Below are 18,898 nucleotides of genomic sequence, written 5' to 3'. Positions count from 1 at the left end.
GCGTTGTCAGTGGTGCACCTTACGCTCGCAAGTGTGGCCGATACCGACAGCGATACCGACACCGACAGCGACTCCGGCACCGACACCGCACAGACGGCGGCCGGACCGACGGCACCCACGACGGGCCCGGCCGCCGTTCCCCGGCGCTCCGCGGTGCGCTCGCTGTTGCGCCTGTGGCCGTTTCTCCGGCCCGTGCGGGCGCGGTTCTTCACGGCGGCGTTCGTGGCGGTGCTCGCATCGTGCATCGGGCTGGTCATTCCGGTGGTCCTCAAGTGGCTGGTGGACGGTCCGGTGGCGGCGCGGGATCCCGGGGGGGCGTGGCTGGGCGGCGGGTATCTGGCGCTGCTCGGGGTCGCCGAGGCGGCGATGTTCGGGCTGCGCCGCTGGCTGGTGGCGCGGCCGCTCGCCGCGGTCGAGGCGGCCATGCGCGAGGCGCTCTACCGCCATCTCCAGCGGCTGCCGGTCGCCTTCCACGACCGCTGGGCCTCCGGCCAGCTGCTCTCCCGCGCCACCACCGATCTCTCCCTGCTGCGCCTGTTCCTCGCCTTCCCGTTGACGTTCCTGCTGGTCAACGGCACGACGATCGTGGTGGGCTGTGTGATCCTGCTGGTGCAGCGCTGGTCGCTGGGGCTGGTACTGCTCGCCCCCGTTCTGCCGCTGATGGTGCTGTGCTCGGTCATCGAGGCCAAGTACGCGCTGGCCGCCCGGCGGGCCCAGGACCAGCTGGGTGATCTGACGACGGTGGTCGAGGAGTCGGTGCTCGGCATCCGGATCACCAAGGGCTTCGGCCGCCACCGCAGCCAGGCCCGGGCCTTCAAGCGGCTGACGCACCGGGTCCGTACGACCGAACTGCACAAGGCGCGTCTGCTGGCCTGGATCTGGGGCGTCATCACCACGCTCCCGGAGATCGCGATCGGTACGGCCCTGGTGCTGGGCACGCTCCAGGTGGCCGACGGCGCGCTGTCCGCGGGCACCCTGGTCGCGTTCCTCTCCACGGCGCTGGCGCTGCGCTGGCCGGTGGATTCCATCGGCTTCCTGCTGGCCATGTCCAACGAGGCGGCGACGGCCGCGGACCGGTATTTCGAGGTGCTGGACGAGGAGCCGGCGGCGGACACGGCCACAGGGGACAAGGCCGCAGGAGACAGGGCTGTGAGCAAGGCGAGCCCGGACGGGACGGGCAGCGGGGAACTGCCCGGCGACGGGCTGCGGTTCGAGGGCGTCGAGTTCCGGTACCCGGACTCCGCCGCGGACGCCCCGCCCACCCTGCGGGGCGTCGATCTGCACATACGGTCCGGCGAGACCATGGCCCTGGTCGGCGCCACCGGCAGCGGGAAGACGACCCTGACGGCGCTGGTGCCGCGGCTCTACGACCCCACCGCCGGCCGGATCACCCTCGACGGCCGGGACCTTGCGACGCTCGGCCGGGAGGAGGCACGCACGCTGGTGTCGGTGGCCTTCGAGGAGCCGACGCTGTTCTCGGCGACGGTGGCGGACAACGTCCTGATGGCCCGCAGCGGCAACGGCACCGCCGGCGACAGCGAGGGCGAGGGCCGCGGCGACGGCCATGACGAGGAAGAAGCCGCGCTCTCGAGGGCGTTGGAGGTCGCGCAGGCCGACGGCTTCGTCCGTGCCCTGCCCGAGGGCGCCGCCACCCAGGTGGGCGAGCAGGGCCTGAGCCTGTCCGGCGGACAGCGGCAGCGGCTCGCCCTGGCCCGTGCCGTGGTCGGCCGTCCCCGCTTCCTGATCCTGGACGATCCGCTGTCCGCACTCGATGTCCACACCGAGGCCCTGGTGGAGGCGGCCCTGCGCCGGGTGCTGGCCACCACCACCGCACTGGTCGTCGCCCACCGGCCGTCCACGGTCCTGCTCGCCGACCGGGTGGCACTGCTCTCCGACGGCCGGATATCCGCCGTCGGCACCCACCACGAACTGCTGCGGGACAACGCCGAATACGCCGCACTGATGTCGGGCGGCGGCAGCCGCCTCGAGGGGGAGGAGGTCCGATGACGACGACCACGGCCGATGCGCCGACCGATGACCACGGGGGGCCGTACCCGGACCGGGCCGCGCAGGCCCCGGAGAAACAGCCCGACGCCTTCGAACAGGATGTGCTCCCCACTCCCCCGGGCGCCTCCCGCACCCTTCTGCGGAGTCTGCTGGCGCCGCACAAGGGGCGCGTCTGGCTGTCCACCGTCGTGGTGCTGCTCCAGCAGGCCGCCGTCCAGGCGGGTCCGCTGATCGTCGCGTACGCCCTCGACCATGCGGTGCCGGCGCTGCGGACCGGCGACTACGGGCCACTGATCACGGTGGCGGTGGCTGCCGCGGTCTGCGCCGTCGCCGCCGGCGCCCTCCAGTTCGCGTTCATCCTCTTCTCGGCCCGGGTCAGCCAGGACGTCCTGCTCGATCTGCGCGGCCGTATCTTCCGCCACGGCCAGGCGCTGAGCCTCGACTTCCATGAGCGCTACACGTCCGGCCGGCTGATCTCCCGGGCCACCAGCGACGTCGAGTCGCTGCGCGAACTCCTTGACGAGGGCCTCCAGGAACTGATCATCATCGTCCTGCAGACCCTCTACATCACCGCGACCCTCATCTATCTGGACTGGGGCCTGGGGACCGCGGCCATCCTCTCCGCCGCGCCGCTGTATCTCCTCGTACGGTCCTTCCAGCGACGCTCCCGGCGCGCCTACAGCGCCAAGTCCAGCGCGACCGCGGCCGTCATCGTGAAGTTCACCGAGACCCTCAACGGCATCCGCCCGGTGCAGGCCTTCCGCCGCGAGCGGCCGAACGACGCCGCATTCGCCCGGCTCAACCACCGCCATGAGCGGCTCAACGGCGACGCCATCCTGGAGATGGCCCGCTATGTCGTCTCCTCCCGGCTGGTGGCCAATATCGCGGTGGCCGCGATCGTCCTGTGGGGCGCCTACCGCGTGGCCGACGGCGGTCTCGCGCTCGGGGTGATGGCCGCCGCGACGCTCTATCTGCGCCGCCTCTACGACCCCATCGACCGGCTCGGGATGTTCCTGAACTCCTACGAGTCCGCGGCCGCTTCGCTGGAGAAGATCGCCGGTCTGCTCGCCCAGCAGCCCACCGTCCCCGAGCCGACCGCACCGCTCCCGCTGCCCGCCGTGGCCGCCGGCCGGCCCGGCCGGGAGGCCGACTTCCGCGGCGTACGCTTCGCCTACCGCACCGGCGGCGAAGTGCTGCCCCGCTTCGATCTGACCCTCGCGGCCGGTACGACCACCGCCGTGGTCGGCGCGACCGGAGCCGGCAAGTCCACCCTCGCCAAACTGCTGGCCCGCTTCTACGACCCCACCGAGGGCCGTGTCCTCCTCGACGGCGTCGACCTGCGCGACCTGTCCACCGCCGAGCTGCGCCGCGGTGTCGTGATGGTCACCCAGGAGGCGTTTCTCTTCTCCGGCACGGTCGCCGACAACATCGCCATCGGCCGCCCCGACGCCACCCGCGCGGACATCGAACGCGCCGCCAAGGCGATCGGGGCCCATGACTTCATCGCCGCCCTCCCGGACGGCTACGACACCGATGTGCGCAAGCGCGGCGGCCGCATCTCCGCAGGCCAGCGTCAACTCGTCGGCTTCGCCCGGGCCCTGCTCGCCGACCCGTCCGTCCTGATCCTGGACGAGGCCACCAGCTCTTTGGACATCCCCGGCGAACGCGCGGTGCAGCGCGCCATGGACACCGTCCTCCGCGGCCGGACCGCAGTGGTGATCGCCCACCGCCTGTCCACGGTCGAGACGGCCGACCGGGTCCTGGTGATGTCCGACGGCCGGGTGGTCGAGGACGGCCCGCCCGGCGAACTCATAGCCGGGCGGGGCCGGTTCGCCCAGCTGCACCGCGCCTGGCGGGAGAGCGTGGGGTGAGCGGCGGCGGGCCGTCCGACCCGCCGCACGGGGACTCCGGGCTCGTGCGGCCCGGCGACTGCTACTGCAGGTCCCGCTCGATCTGCCGTTCCTGGATCTCCTCGAGCTGGTTGGTCCTTTCGTTCTGGATCGTGTAGCGCGCCTTCTGCCCGCTGCCTTCGGCCCGCATGATCTTGCCCTGCTGCATCTCGCCCGTTTTGTCGTCCCGGTACTCCACACGGTCTGCGGGTCGGTGGGTCATGGCTCTCTCCACATCTGAGGTAGGTCGGCTGGGCTCGTTCGACGACGGACGCTCCGCATGGGCACGCAACCGCCGCGGAGCGCCGCACCCCAGCCCACCCCCGCCCCGGCCGCCCGGCAACCGCAGTGGTCCGAATGGAGGGCCCGGAACCTGGGCCGCTCCGACGGGTTCCCATGGCCGGACCCGTCCGTCTTCCGGACACCGATTCCGCCCAACGGACGTTTTCCGGCCAATTAGTTGAACGGAGCCTGACAACCGGCCATCCGTGGTGGGACTCTTCCCCGCAACCGCCGCACGGGCCCCCACAGCCCCACGCCCGGCGGCAGCTCGTACCACGGACAACCGGCTGCACCCGCGCACCCGTACGTCTCCCCCCACACGCTCCACGAGTTCTGCCTCGCTCTGCCCGGACGGCCGCTCCGCCGCCCGGTCCCCCTCGGCCGCCCCGACATATCGCGGCCCCGCAGAAGGAGTCAGTGTGAGACGCACCCCCCATGGGTCCATGCACAGAAGCCGCACCTCCCCCAGACGCACCGTGGCAACCGGTGCGCTGGTCGCCGTCACCGCGCTGCTGGCGGTCGGCGTCCAGGCCGGCACCGGCACGGCCGCGGCCCCGAAGCCGGGCGCCGCGCAGGCCACGCCCGACGCGGGCGCGCTGCCGGTCAGGCTCTCCCCGTCCCAGCGTGCAGAGCTGATACGGGAGGCCGACGCCACCACCGCCCGGACCGCGCAGCGGCTGCGGCTCGGCGCGAAGGAGAAGCTGGTCGTCAAGGACGTCTCGAAGGACGCCGACGGCACGCTGCACACCCGCTACGAGCGCACCTACGCCGGCCTGCCCGTCCTCGGCGGCGATCTCGTCGTGCACGAGAGCAGGGGCGGCAGGCTCAAGGGCGTCACCAAGGCCGTCCGCTCCCAGCTCAAGGTCGCCAGCACCACCGCCCGGATCAAGCCCTCCGCCGCCGAGGCGAAGGCCGTCGGTGCGGCGCGGGCGCTGGGGTCGAAGAAGACCGCGGCCGCGAAGGCGCCGCGCAAGGTGGTGTGGGTCGCCGACGGCAAGCCGGTCCTCGCGTACGAGACGGTGGTCGGCGGACTGCAGGAGGACGGCACGCCCAATGCGCTGCACGTCATCACGGACGCCACGACCGGCGCCAGGATCTTCCAGTACCAGGGCATCGAGAACGGCGTCGGCAACAGCGAGTACAGCGGCAAGGTCACCATCGGGACGTCGGGCTCGGCCCCGAACTTCACGATGACCGACGCCACCCGCGGCAACCACAAGACGTACGACCTCAAGCACGGGACGTCGGGGACGGGTTCGCTGTTCACCGACGCCGACGACACCTGGGGCGACGGCACCCCGCAGAACGCACAGACCGCGGGTGTGGACGCCGCCTACGGCGCGCAGGTGACCTGGGACTACTACAAGAACGTGCACGGCCGCAGCGGTATCCGCGGGGACGGTGTCGGCGCCTACTCCCGGGTCCACTACGGCAACAGCTACGTCAACGCCTTCTGGGACGACGGCTGCTTCTGCATGACGTACGGGGACGGCAGCGGCAACTCCCACCCGCTGACCTCGATCGACGTCGCCGGGCACGAGATGTCGCACGGTGTCACCGCGGCCACCGCCAACCTGGAGTACAGCAACGAGTCCGGCGGCCTCAACGAGGCGACCTCCGACATCTTCGGCACCGCCGTGGAGTTCTACGCCAACAACGCCGCCGACCCGGGCGACTACCTCATCGGCGAGAAGATCGACATCAACGGCGACGGCACCCCGCTGCGCTACATGGACAAGCCCAGCAAGGACGGGGCGTCGGCGGACTACTGGTCGAGCAATGTCGGCGACAAGGACGTGCACTACTCGTCCGGCGTCGCCAACCACTTCTTCTACCTGCTGTCCGAGGGCAGCGGGCCGAAGGACATCGGCGGCGTGCACTACGACAGCCCGACCTACGACGGTCTGCCCGTTCCGGGTATCGGCCGGGCCAACGCGGAGAAGGTGTGGTTCAAGGCGCTCAGCCAGTACATGAGCGCCAACACCGACTACGCGGGCGCCCGCACCGCCACCCTCAAGGCCGCGGCGGACCTTTTCGGCCAGGGCAGCGCGTCGTACAACACGGTGGCCAACACCTGGGCGGCGGTCAACGTCGGCGCCCGGGTCCCGGACGGCGGGGTCACCGTCACCAACCCGGGCAACCAGACCAGCACCGTGAACCAGGCGGCCAGTCTGCAGATCAAGGCGAGCAGCGGGACGGCGGGCGCGCTGTCGTACGCGGCGAAGGGCCTGCCGGCCGGGCTGTCGATCAATGCGGGCACCGGTCTGATCTCGGGGACGCCGACCGCCGCCGGCACCAGCAGCGTGACGGTGACGGTGACCGACGCGGCGAAGAAGACGGGCACGGCCACCTTCACCTGGACGGTCAACCCGGCCGGTGGCGGCAGTGTCTTCGAGAACTCCGACGACGTACCGATCCCGGACGCGGGCGCGGCGGTCACCTCGCCGATCACCGTCAGCCGCGCCGGCAATGCGCCCAGCACGCTGAAGGTGACCGTGGACATCGTCCACACCTACCGCGGTGACCTGGTCATCGATCTGGTCGCGCCGGACGGTACGGCGTACCGGCTGAAGAACTCCAGCGCGTTCGACTCGGCGGCCGACGTGAAGACGACGTACACCGTCAACGCGTCGACGAAGGCGGCGAGCGGCACCTGGAAGCTGCGGGTGCAGGACGTCTATGCGGAGGACTCGGGCTACATCAACGGCTGGAAGCTCACCTTCTGACCGTGAAGCTCCATCTCGGCTTCACCTTCGTGTGCCAGAGGAGGCCGAGGGCAGGCCGGTCCGAAAGGCTTCGACACCAACCGGCCCGCGAATAGGGGAAGTTGAAAGCAGAGCAGGGCGTCGTTCCCGGAGCTTCCGGGGGCGGCGCCCCTTTCCGTTTAACGGACGGCGGTCACCTCTCTACGGACGATTTTCAGCCAACCTTGCAACACCCTCCTGACATGCACGCGTTCGAATGGCAGTCTTCCGACGCGTCACACCCGCATCGCTTTGCACCCCCACCACTTGGCAAAGTTGAAGGAGTCCGCGTGACCCCCCGCATATCCCGTAAGACCCGTGTCACTGGTACCGCCCTTGCCGCCGCGGCCCTGCTGGCCGCCGGCATCACCGTAGGTACCGCCGGCGCCTCGCCGGCCCCGAAGCAGGAGGCCAAGGCACTGGGCGGCCAGCCGCTCGTGCTGAGCGCCTCCCACCGCGCCGAACTGCTGCGCGACGCGGACGCCACGAAGGCGATGACCGCCAAGTCCCTCGGCCTCGGCGGCCAGGAGAAGCTGGTCGTCAAGGACGTCATCAAGGACGCAAACGGCACCACGCACACCCGCTACGAGCGCACCTTCGCCGGACTGCCGGTGCTCGGCGGCGACCTGATCGTGCACTCCGCCAAGGGCGGCGCGGTCAAGAGCACCACCAAGGCGACGAACAAGACCATCACGGTCGCGTCCACCACGGCGAAGATCGCCCCGTCGGCCGCGCAGAAGTCGGCGCAGGGCGTCGCGGCCAAGTCCATCGGCGCCAAGTCGCCCGCCGCGAAGACCGCACGCAAGGTCGTCTGGGCCGCGTCCGGTACCCCCACCCTCGCGTACGACACCGTCGTCACCAGCGTCCAGAAGGACGGCACGCCGAGCCGGCTGCACGTCATCACCGACGCCAACACCGGCAAGAAGCTCTTCCAGTACGACGAGATCCACACCGGCAAGGGCGAGAGCGAGTACAGCGGCAGCGTCGAGCTGGGCACCAAGAAGGACGGCAACAAGTTCACGCTGACCGACGACGGGCGCGGCGGTCACAAGACCACCAACCTCGGGAACAGCGAGAACGGCGACGGCAAGCCGTTCACGGACGACGACGACGCGTGGGGCACCGGCAAGCCCGATGACCCGCAGACCGCGGCCGTCGACGCGCACTACGGCGCCGGCGTGACCTGGGACTACTACAAGAACGTCCACGGCCGCAGCGGCATCAAGGGCGACGGCAAGGGTGCCTCGTCCCGCGTCCACTACGGCGACAGCTACGTCAACGCGTTCTGGGACGACAGCTGCTTCTGCATGACGTACGGCGACGGCGAGGGCAACAAGCACCCGCTCACCGCCCTGGACGTGGCGGCGCACGAGATGTCGCACGGTGTCACCTCCGCCACCGCCAACCTGGAGTACAGCGGCGAGTCCGGCGGCCTGAACGAGGGCACCTCGGACATCTTCGGCACCTCGGTCGAGTTCTACGCCAAGAACGACAAGGACCCGGGCGACTACCTCATCGGCGAGAAGATCGACATCAACGGTGACGGCTCCCCGCTGCGCTACATGGACAAGCCCAGCAAGGACGGCCAGTCGAAGGACTTCTGGGACTCCGAGACCGGTGGCCTGGACCCGCACTACTCCTCGGGTGTCGCCAACCACTTCTTCTACCTGCTGTCCGAGGGCAGCGGCCCGAAGGAGATCGGTGGCGTCAAGTACGACAGCCCGACGGCGGACAACTCCAAGGTCGAGGGCATCGGCCGGGACAAGGCCGAGAAGATCTGGTTCAAGGCCCTGACCGAGTACATGACCTCGAACACCGACTACAAGGGCGCGCGCGAGGCGACCGTCAAGGCCGCCACCGACCTCTACGGCAAGGACAGCGCCGAGGTCAAGGGCGTCGAGTCCGCGTGGACCGGTGTCGCGGTCAAGTAAGCAGCAAGGTCGAGTAACCACCTCTGCACGGGCGTTCGGCCACGTACCGGCGGCCCAGAGGTGACGTGACCCCAAGAGCGGGCGGTGTCCGGAGAACCTCCGGACACCGCCCCTTCGTATACGACGGGGGTACGGACTGAGCCGGACGGTCACAGTGCTGCCGGCCGACGACGAGCCGATGCCGCGGACCGGCCGTGGTGATGCCGACGACGTTCTCCGACGACGCGTATGTGGCGGACGCCCTCGGCTCCGGTGCCGCCGGGTTCCCGCTCAAGTCCGGTGATCCACGGGAGCTGATCACCGGGCTCCGGGCCGTCGCGGAGGGCGGCGCCGCGCTCTCCCCGGCCGTCGCCCGCCGGGTCATCACCTGTCTCGGCGAGGACCGGCCGGCCCGGATCCGCTCGGCTTCAGGAACCGGGTGCAGGCGGCGATCCTCGCGTACGAGACGGGGCTGGTCCCGGAGGAGTCATGACCGGCCTCCGCCGCCCACGGCTCCCCGGGCTCGGGCTCTGGCTGATTCTTTGCGTTCCGCCGCTCATCGCGTTCGACGGCCGGTCCGGAATGCGGTGGTGGGCCACCGCGGCCGCCTTCCCGCTGCTCGCCGTGGCCGTCCTGGTGCGCAGGCGGCTGCCGTTGGTGTCGGTGGCGCTGCCCGTCCTGGCGAGCCTGGCGGTGTCCCGGGACCTGTTCACCGTCGCGTACTGCCTTCCGATGGCCGTCTTCGGCGCTCTGGCGGGCGTCCGGATGCCGCGCGCCCGCCCCGCGCTGTGGACCTTCACCGCTCTCGCGGCCACCGGACTCCCGCTCAGCGCACTGGCCGACCGAACGATCTGGCCGTGGTTCTCGGCACTGCTGACGCCGCTGCTCCTCGTGGTGCTGCCGTGGCTGCTGGGCCGCTACCGCCGTCAGTACGGCGAACTGGTCCGCACCGGCCGGCAGCTCGCCGCGCGGAGGGAGTGCGAGCAGCGGGCCGTCGCCGACGGCGCCCGGTTGCGCAAACGCACCCGGATCGCCGGGGACATGCATGGCCCCCTCGGCCATGATCTGGCCCTGATCGCCTTGCGCGCGCGGGCACTTGAGGTCGATTCCGGGCTGGATCCGCGGCGCCGAACGGCTGCAGGAGATCATCGGCGTCCTGCGCACCGACGACGAGAACGCGCCACCGGCACCGGCCGACGCGAGCGTGACCGCGCCGGTGCGGATCGAACGGTCCGCGGAACACCTGGACATCACGGTGGCCAGCGGCCCCCGCCCGGCCGGTCCCGCGCCGGATCCGAGCTCGGCGGCACCCTCCACGCCGGGCCCGCTCCGGAGGGCGGCTTCACCGCCTCGGCGTCCCTGCCGACCGTCATCGGCGCACCACCCCCGCCACCGAAGCGCCACGAACCCACCACATTCCAGGGGGAGTTGGCGCAGGCACAACACCGGGTGCGGCGCCGCCTGCGGCAGACGGTGCCCCTCCCCTTGGCGCCGCCGGCGGCCCTGGTGGCACCGATGGGCGTCTCCCGCCTCGCCATCCCGTCCCGGACGGTCCTGGACCGCGCCCGCTACGACGGCCTGCGCATCGGCACGCCCCGCACCGAGGCCGACAAATCCCTGCCGTTCTTCGCCCTGGACGCCCCGCCCGACGGCACCCCGCCGCCCCCGCACGGCTGGTCCTGCACGTACTACAGCACCGGCACCCGCACCGCGGCCGCCTATGAACTCCGCTTCGCCGGCGGCCGGCTGGCCGGGAAAGCCCTCGTCCGGCGCGCGCAACCGTAGGCGGTGCCGCGTCGGCCGGCCCCACGGCCCCCGGGAACACCGCCCGCACCCCGCAGCACCGTCCGTACCGCCGGGTCCGCCGATATGGCTGATTCCACCCCCTCATGCGCTCTTGTACGGACCCCCTCCTGGCGAGAGGCTGCGGTGTGGCGCCGACGGGCCCGGCGCGGCACCGGACCACCGCACACCGCAACTCCCTTGTGATTCAAATCTCTTGTGATTCACCCGAGTTGAGGAGGCGAACCGATGCGTCAGCGCCTTTCCGCGGCCGCCCGCGAGGTGTTACGAACGAGTAGTTCACCTGCGCACCGGATTGCCCCGCCGCACGCCACGGGCAGGCTCACCTCGTAGGCCGCTGCCCGCCGCAGCCACCGCCAACCGAGTGAAAGCGGACAGGAGCGCCCATGCCCGGAGCCCGTCCCCCTACCGTGGAGCGGCTACAAAGGACAAAACCCCGCAAAGCATCACTAGCCCAGGTGAGCCCATGATCGGTCGCATCCCTGTACTGGACATCCGCCCGCAGATCGACTGCGGCCGCCGCCCGGCGAAGGCGGTGGTCGGCGAGAGCGTCGAGGTCTCGGCCACCGTGTTCCGGGAAGGACATGACGCGGTCGCCGCGAACGTGGTGCTGCGCAACCCCGCCGGCCGCTGCGGCCCCTGGACGCCGATGCGCGAGGCCGCGCCCGGCACCGACCGGTGGACCGCCGAGGTCACCCCCGCCATCGAGGGCCGCTGGACCTACACGGTCGAGGCCTGGTCCGATCCGCTCACCACCTGGCGACGGCATGCCGCCGTCAAGATCCCGGCGGACATCGACACCGAGCTGGTGCTCGCCGAGGGCGCCGCACTGCACGAACGGGCCGCCGCCGACGTGCCCAAGAGCGACGGCCGCGAGGCGGTGCTCGGCGCCGTGGACGCGCTGCGCAACGGCCGGCTCCCCGCCGCCGCCCGCCTCGCCGCCGCCCTGGACCCCGAGGTCACCGGCGCCCTCGACCGCCATCCGCTGCGTGAGCTGCTCACCGTCTCCCGGCCGATGCCGCTGGTCGTCGAGCGCCAACGGGCCCTGTACGGCTCGTGGTACGAGCTCTTCCCGCGCTCCGAGGGCGCGATCACCGCCCCGGACGGCAGTGTCATCAGCGGCACCCTGCGCACCGCCGCCGAACGGCTGCCCGCGGTCGCCGCCATGGGCTTCGACGTCGTCTATCTGCCGCCCGTGCATCCGATCGGGACCGCCTTCCGCAAGGGCCCCAACAACGCGCTGTCCGCGGGACCGGACGACGTCGGCTCCCCCTGGGCGATCGGCTCCGCCGACGGCGGCCATGACGCCCTCCATCCGGACCTGGGCACCTTCGAGGACTTCGACCACTTCGTGCGCACCGCCCGCGAGCTGCGGATGGAAGTGGCCCTGGACTTCGCCCTCCAGTGCTCCCCCGACCACCCCTGGGTCGAGCAGCGCCCGCAGTGGTTCCACCACCGCGCCGACGGCTCCGTCGCGTACGCGGAGAACCCGCCGAAGAAGTACCAGGACATCTACCCCATCGCCTTCGACACCGACTTCCGCGGGCTGGTGCGCGAGACGGAGCGGCTGCTGCGCTTCTGGATGGCCAAGGGCGTACGGATCTTCCGCGTCGACAACCCGCACACCAAGCCGGTGGTGTTCTGGGAGAAGGTGCTCGCCGACATCGGCCGCACCGACCCCGATGTCCTCTTTCTCGCCGAGGCGTTCACCCGTCCCGCGATGCTGCACACCCTCGCCCAGATCGGCTTCCACCAGTCGTACACCTACTTCACCTGGCGCAACACCAAGCGGGAACTCACCGCGTACCTCACCGAACTGTCCGGTGAGAGCGCCGACTACCTGCGGCCGAATTTCTTCGTCAACACCCCGGACATCCTGCACGCCTATCTCCAGGACGGCGGCCGCGCGGCCTTCGAGGCACGCGCCGTGCTGGCCGCCACGCTCTCCCCGACGTGGGGCGTCTACGCAGGTTACGAGCTGTGCGAGGCGACCGCGCTGCGCCCGGGGAGCGAGGAGTACCTGGACTCGGAGAAGTACCAACTGCGGCCCCGCGACTGGGATGCGGCGGCCCGTGAAGGGCGTACCATCGCCCCGCTCATCACGGCGCTCAACCGCATCCGGCGCCGGCACCCCGCGCTCCAGCAGCTGCGCAACCTGCACTTCCACCACGTCGACAACGATTCCGTGATCGCGTACTCCAAGCGTTCGGGGCACGGGGACGGGGCCGACACGGTGCTCACAGTGGTCAACCTCGATCCGCACCACACCCACGAGGCGACGGTGTCGTTGGACATGCCGGAACTCGGCCTCGGCCGGCACGATTCCTTGCCGGTGCGCGACGAGCTCACCGGCGACACCTACCACTGGGGCAGGGACAACTATGTGCGCCTGGAGCCGGGCCGTGCGCCCGCGCCCGCTCATGTGCTGTCACTGCGACCGTCCTCACCGATCGGAGGGTCACCCAATTGATCGTCAATGAGCCCGTCCCCGACACGTTCGAGGACACACCGGCGAAGGACCGCGATCCCGACTGGTTCAAACGGGCCGTCTTCTACGAAGTCCTGGTGCGCTCGTTCCAGGACAGCAACGGCGACGGCGTCGGGGATCTCAAGGGCATCACGGCGAAGCTCGACTATCTGCAATGGCTGGGGGTGGACTGCCTGTGGCTGCCGCCGTTCTTCAAATCCCCTCTGCGGGACGGCGGATACGATGTCTCCGACTACAACTCGGTGCTCCCCGAATTCGGCGATCTGGCCGATTTCGTGGAATTCGTGGACGCCGCACACCACCGCGGTATGCGGGTCATCATCGATATGGTGATGAACCACACCAGCGATCAGCACCCGTGGTTCCAGGAGTCGCGTACCGACCCGGAAGGGCCGTACGGCGACTATTACGTCTGGGCGGACGACGACAAGCAGTACGCCGATGCCCGGATCATCTTCGTCGACACCGAGGCGTCCAACTGGACCTTCGATCCGGTGCGCAAGCAGTACTACTGGCACCGTTTCTTCTCCCATCAGCCGGATCTCAACTACGAGAACCCGGCGGTCCAGGAGGAGATGATCTCCGCGCTGCGGTTCTGGCTCGACCTGGGCATCGACGGCTTCCGGCTGGACGCGGTGCCGTATCTCTACGCCGAGGAGGGCACCAACTGCGAGAATCTGCCCGCCTCGCACGCGTTCCTCAAGCGGGTGCGCGCCGAGATCGACATGCATTACCCGGACACCGTGCTGCTCGCCGAGGCGAATCAGTGGCCGGAGGACGTCGTCGACTACTTCGGCGACTACGCCGTGGGCGGCGACGAATGCCATATGGCATTCCATTTCCCGGTCATGCCCCGGATCTTCATGGCGGTACGCCGCGAATCACGCTATCCGGTATCGGAAATCCTCGCCAAGACCCCGGCGATTCCGTCCGGCTGCCAGTGGGGCATCTTCCTTCGCAACCACGACGAGCTGACCCTCGAAATGGTCACGGACGAAGAGCGTGACTACATGTACGCGGAATACGCCAAGGACCCGCGGATGCGCGCCAACATCGGCATCCGCCGGCGGCTGGCCCCGCTGCTCGACAACGACCGCAACCAGATCGAGCTCTTCACCGCGCTGCTGCTCTCGCTCCCCGGTTCGCCGATTCTCTATTACGGCGACGAGATCGGCATGGGCGACAACATCTGGCTCGGGGACCGCGATGCGGTGCGCACCCCGATGCAGTGGACGCCGGACCGCAACGCCGGATTCTCCTCCTGCGACCCGGGCCGGCTCTCGCTGCCGACCATCATGGATCCGGTCTACGGCTATCAGGTCACCAATGTCGAGGCGGCGATGAGTTCGCCGTCGTCGCTGCTGCACTGGACCCGCCGGATGATCGAGATCCGGAAGCAGAACCCGGCGTTCGGGCTCGGCAGCTACACCGAGCTGCCCTCCAGCAACCCGGCGGTCCTCGCCTACCTGCGGGAATCGCCCGGTACCGGCGGCGCGGACGACGACCTGGTGCTGTGTGTGAACAACTTCTCGCGTTTCGCGCAGCCGACGGAGCTGGATCTGCAGGCGTTCAGCGGCCGCCACCCGGTCGAACTGATCGGTGGCGTCCGCTTCCCGCCCATCGGCGAACTGCCGTACCTGCTCACCCTCGCGGGCCACGGCTTCTACTGGTTCCGGCTGCGCAAGAACCCCGCCGCCTGACGGAACCGCCGCACCGCAGAGCCGCCCCACCGGGCACGGGCTCCCCCGAAATCCGCCCGTACGCGGCCGCACGCGCGTACGGGCGTTTTCTGACCTTTCGGCCGGGCACACTCCCCGGACCTCCGTCTGGGGGTACCCCCACCGCGCCGCCGCACAGTCAAGGCCGCATTCCGGGACACTTTGGGCTATCTGTCGTGTGCCCGGGGAAAGGACGCGACGCCATGTCGGAGACCGCCTCGACCCGTGCCACCCGAAAGACACCGGACCGTCCGCTCGTCACCGCCCCCGATCTGCTGTCGTCGCTCGCACCCCTGCTCGCGGAATGGGTGCCCCGCCAGCGCTGGTTCGCCGGCAAGGGACGGCTGATCACCGGCTTCTCGCTGGTCTCGGCGACCGAACTGCTGTCGTGCACCGCCGAGGGGACCGCACCGGGAATACTGCAGCTGCTGGTGCGGGCCCAGCAGCCCGTGCCGCCGAGCCGGGCGGCCGTCGCGGGTGACTGCTATCAGCTGCTGCTCGGCGTGCATCCGGCGCTGCCGCCGCGGCTGGCGCCCGCCGCGATCGGCCGTCCCGCCGGCGGTCCGCTGCGCGGCCGGACCGTCTATGACGCGCTGCTCGACAACCGGCTGTGCGGACTGCTGCTGGAGCGGCTGCGGATGCCCGGCCGGATCGGTGCGCTGCGCTTCGGCCGCGAGCCGGGCGCCGGCCCGCCCTCCGGACTGCCGGCCCGGCCGGTCACCGCCGAGCAGTCCAACTCCTCGATCGTGTACGGGGATGCGTACATCCTGAAGATCTTCCGGCGCATTGCGCCCGGCATCAACCCGGACCTGGAGCTGCCCCGCGCGCTCACCGCCGCCCGGTGCGCGCGGGTGCCCGCACCGGTGGCGTGGTTGGAGACGGAGGCCGCCGAGGAGGGCGGCGAGCCGACCACCCTGGGCGTCCTCCAGCAGTATCTTCCGGGCTCCTCGGACGGCTGGCGGCTGGCGCTCGACGCGCTGGCCGCACGGGCCGACTTCACCGGCCCGGCGCGGGCGCTCGGCCATGCCACCGCCGAGGTGCACACCGCGCTCGCACAGACGCTGCCGACGACCGAGCTGCACGGCCCGCAGCTGGCCGCCGTCGCCGCCCGGATGACCGCGCGGCTGGAGGCCACCGCCCGCGCGGTGCCGGTGCTCCAGCCCTACCGCGACCGGTTGCGGGCGTCGTTCGACGCGCTGGCCGGCGTCGGCCGGGACGGGCGCGGCTGGGCCGCCCAGCGCATCCACGGCGATCTGCATCTGGGCCAGACCCTGCGCTCACCCGGTGCGGGCCGCTGGTCGCTGATCGACTTCGAGGGTGAACCGGCCCGGCCCCTGGCGGAGCGCCGCCGGCTCCAGCCCGCGCTGCGCGATGTCGCCGCCATGCTGCGGTCCTTCGACTACGCGGCGCGCAGCGGGCCGGCCGGCGGTGACCCCTGGTCGCTGGAGTGGGCGCGGCACACCCGCGACGCCTACTGCCTGGGCTACGCCGAGGCCGGCGGGCTCGACCCGCGCTCGGCGCCCGCGCTGATGCGCGCGTACGAGACCGACAAGGCCGTGTACGAGGTGCTGTACGAGGCGCGGCACCGGCCGGACTGGCTGCCCGTTCCGATGGCCGCCGTCCGACGGCTGGCGGCGGGTGACTGAGCCCGTGCTTCCCGCGTTCCCCCCGGCCCCCGTGCTCCGAACGATGCCCCGCCCCGCCCTGAGGAGGCACCTCACGTGACCGCCCGCCCGTCGCCCACCGCCCCGGACCCCTCGCCAGGCCGGGCCGCCCGCCCGGCCCCCGCCTCCCGCACGGCGAAACCCAAGGCCAGCAGCCGTGGGGTGCGGCCCGCCGCCCCGCTCGCCGACGAGGACCGGATCCGGCTGCTGGGCGGCGCCCATCACGATCCGCACGGGCTGCTCGGCGCGCACCCGGTGCGCAGCGGGCTGCTCTTCCGGGTCCTTCGGCCGTACGCCGTGTCCGTCACCGTCGTGGCGAAGGGGCTGCGCGCCACCCTCCACGCCGAGGGGGACGGGCTGTTCGCCGGGGTGCTGCCGCTGCGCAGGATCCCGGACTACGAGCTGCTGGTGGAGTACGAGGACAGCACGGTGACGGTGCGCGACGCGTACCGCTTCCTGCCCGCGGTCGGCGAACTCGACCTGCATCTCTTCTCCGAGGGCCGGCACGAGCAGCTGTGGCGGGCACTGGGTGCGCGGCCCATGGACCACCAGGGCGTGACCGGCACCCGCTTCACCGTCTGGGCGCCCAACGCCCAAGGAGTCCGGATCGTCGGCAACTTCAACTTCTGGGACGGCACGGCCCACCCGATGCGCTCGCTGGGCTCCTCCGGCGTCTGGGAGCTGTTCGTCCCGGGCATCGGCGAGGGCGAGCTCTACAAGTTCGAGATCACCCGGCCGGACGGCTCGAAGACCCTGCGCGCCGACCCGATGGCCCGGCGGACGGAGTGCCCGCCGGCCAACGCCTCCGTCGTGGAGGAGTCGCACTACCACTGGAAGGACGCCGACTGGATGGCGCGGCGCGGCGAGCGCCCCGTCCACCAGGCGCCGTTCTCCGTCTACGAGGTCCACCTCCCCTCCTGGCGCCCCGGCCTCACCTACCGCCAGCTGGCCGCCCAGCTCCCCGCATACATCAAGGACCTGGGCTTCACCCACGTCGAATTCATGCCGGTCTCCGAGCACCCCTTCGGCGGCTCCTGGGGCTATCAGGTCACCGGCTTCTACGCACCCACCGCACGGATGGGCGCACCGGACGACTTCCGGTACCTCGTCGACGCGCTGCACCGGGCCGGTATCGGCGTGCTGATGGACTGGGTGCCGGCGCACTTCCCGCGCGACGACTGGGCGCTGGCGGAGTTCGACGGGCGTCCGCTGTACGAGCACCAGGACCCGGCACGGGCCGCGCACCCGGACTGGGGCACCCTGGAGTTCGACTACGGCCGCACCGAGGTCCGTAACTTCCTGGTCGCCAACGCCGTCTACTGGTGCGAGGAGTTCCACATCGACGGCCTGCGCGTGGACGCCGTCGCCTCCATGCTCTACCTCGACTACTCCCGCGAGGACGGCGGCTGGACCCCGAACATCCACGGCGGCCGGGAGAACCTGGACGCGGTGGCGTTTCTGCAGGAGATGAACGCAACCGTCTACCGCCGCTGCCCCGGCGTCGTCACCATCGCCGAGGAGTCGACTGCCTGGGACGGCGTCACCCGTGCCACGCACCACGTGGGGCCCGGCGGCTTCGGCGGTCTGGGCTTCGGTCTGAAGTGGAACATGGGCTGGATGCACGACTCCCTCGTCTATGCGTCCAAGGAGCCGGTGCACCGCAAGTACCACCACGGCGAGATGACCTTCTCCATGATCTACGCCTATTCCGAGAACTACGTGCTGCCGATCTCCCACGACGAGGTGGTGCACGGCAAACGGTCGCTGGTGTCGAAGATGCCCGGCGACTGGTGGCAGCAGCGTGCCACCCACCGCGCCTACCTGGGCTACATGTGGGCCCACCCCGGCAAGCAACTCCTCTTCATGGGGCAGGAGTTCGCCCAGGGCGCGGAGTGGGCGGAGAGCCATGGCCCGGACTGGTGGCTGCTGGACCCCGCCTACGAGGCGGAGCCGGACCACCGGGGCGTACGCGATCTCGTGCGCGACCTGAACCGCCGCTACGCCGGGACGCCGGCGCTGTGGGAACGCGACACCGACCCGGCCGGCTTCTCCTGGATCGACGGCGACGCCGCCGACGACAACGTCTTCTCCTTCCTCCGCCACGCGGCCGACGGCACCCCTCTCGTCTCGGTCACCAACTTCTCCCCCGTCGTCCGCCACGCGTACCGGCTGGGCGTCCCCGGGCATGTGCCGGCCTGGGACGAGGTCCTCAACACGGATGCGCTGCGCTACGGCGGGAGCGGCGTCACCAACCCGGAACCGCTGAAGTCGGAGCCGGTGCCGTGGAATGGCCGGGAGGCCTCGCTGGTGGCTGTGCTGCCGCCGTTGGCCACGGTGTGGTTTCTCCCTGCGTGACGCTGTGCTTGGCTTCGGCCGTACGTTGTCGTCTGCGG

Annotated in this window: 10 protein-coding genes; 9 read left to right on the top strand and 1 reads right to left on the bottom strand. The window is 70.9% G+C overall.

Features of this window, described 5'->3' with window-relative positions; all coding sequences use genetic code 11:
* Positions 1–153 precede the first annotated feature (153 nt).
* Entirely contained in the window at positions 154–2,007 is a 1,854-nt protein-coding gene (locus ADL29_RS02415; RefSeq protein WP_053922239.1) for an ABC transporter ATP-binding protein, read from the top strand.
* A complete protein-coding gene (locus tag ADL29_RS02410) occupies positions 2,004–3,878 on the top strand; it encodes an ABC transporter ATP-binding protein (protein ID WP_053922088.1) in 1,875 nt (624 codons plus the stop codon). The genes ADL29_RS02415 and ADL29_RS02410 overlap by 4 nt, the downstream gene beginning before the upstream one ends.
* A gap of 61 nt (positions 3,879–3,939) precedes the next feature.
* On the opposite strand, the gene ADL29_RS02405 is transcribed toward ADL29_RS02410, so the two are convergent.
* Positions 3,940–4,119, bottom strand: a complete 180-nt coding sequence (locus ADL29_RS02405; RefSeq protein WP_053922087.1) for a hypothetical protein — start codon at positions 4,117–4,119, stop codon at positions 3,940–3,942.
* 502 nt (positions 4,120–4,621) lie between these two features.
* Between ADL29_RS02405 and ADL29_RS02400 the strand changes: the two genes are divergently transcribed.
* The 7 genes from ADL29_RS02400 to glgB all read left to right on the top strand — a co-directional run bounded on the left by ADL29_RS02400 (position 4,622) and on the right by glgB (position 18,860).
* Complete coding sequence (locus ADL29_RS02400) at positions 4,622–6,904, top strand: M4 family metallopeptidase (protein WP_107094865.1); 2,283 nt, start codon at positions 4,622–4,624, stop codon at positions 6,902–6,904.
* Between the two features lie 308 nt (positions 6,905–7,212).
* Positions 7,213–8,853: a M4 family metallopeptidase gene (locus ADL29_RS02395; RefSeq protein WP_053922085.1), complete on the top strand. Its 1,641-nt coding sequence runs from the start codon at positions 7,213–7,215 to the stop codon at positions 8,851–8,853.
* Between the two features lie 468 nt (positions 8,854–9,321).
* Positions 9,322–10,617, top strand: a complete 1,296-nt coding sequence (locus tag ADL29_RS02390; RefSeq protein WP_053922084.1) for a sensor histidine kinase — start codon at positions 9,322–9,324, stop codon at positions 10,615–10,617.
* Between the two features lie 484 nt (positions 10,618–11,101).
* Complete coding sequence (locus ADL29_RS02385) at positions 11,102–13,105, top strand: alpha-1,4-glucan--maltose-1-phosphate maltosyltransferase (RefSeq protein ID WP_053922083.1); 2,004 nt, start codon at positions 11,102–11,104, stop codon at positions 13,103–13,105.
* Positions 13,102–14,823 (top strand): maltose alpha-D-glucosyltransferase, encoded by a 1,722-nt coding sequence (treS, locus tag ADL29_RS02380; RefSeq protein WP_046925924.1) that lies wholly within the window; start codon positions 13,102–13,104, stop codon positions 14,821–14,823. Before ADL29_RS02385 ends, treS begins: the two co-directional genes overlap by 4 nt.
* Positions 14,824–15,044: 221 nt before the next feature.
* A complete protein-coding gene (locus tag ADL29_RS02375) occupies positions 15,045–16,487 on the top strand; it encodes a maltokinase N-terminal cap-like domain-containing protein (RefSeq protein WP_053922082.1) in 1,443 nt (480 codons plus the stop codon).
* A gap of 75 nt (positions 16,488–16,562) precedes the next feature.
* The gene (glgB, locus tag ADL29_RS02370) at positions 16,563–18,860 is read left to right on the top strand and encodes a 1,4-alpha-glucan branching enzyme (protein ID WP_078970662.1); all 2,298 of its coding nucleotides are present in this window, start codon (positions 16,563–16,565) and stop codon (positions 18,858–18,860) included.
* Positions 18,861–18,898 lie beyond the last annotated feature (38 nt).

Origin of the sequence: Streptomyces chattanoogensis, from assembly GCF_001294335.1 — a bacterium.
GTDB lineage: Bacteria > Actinomycetota > Actinomycetes > Streptomycetales > Streptomycetaceae > Streptomyces > Streptomyces chattanoogensis.
This window is presented reverse-complemented; position numbering and strand designations above follow the sequence as displayed.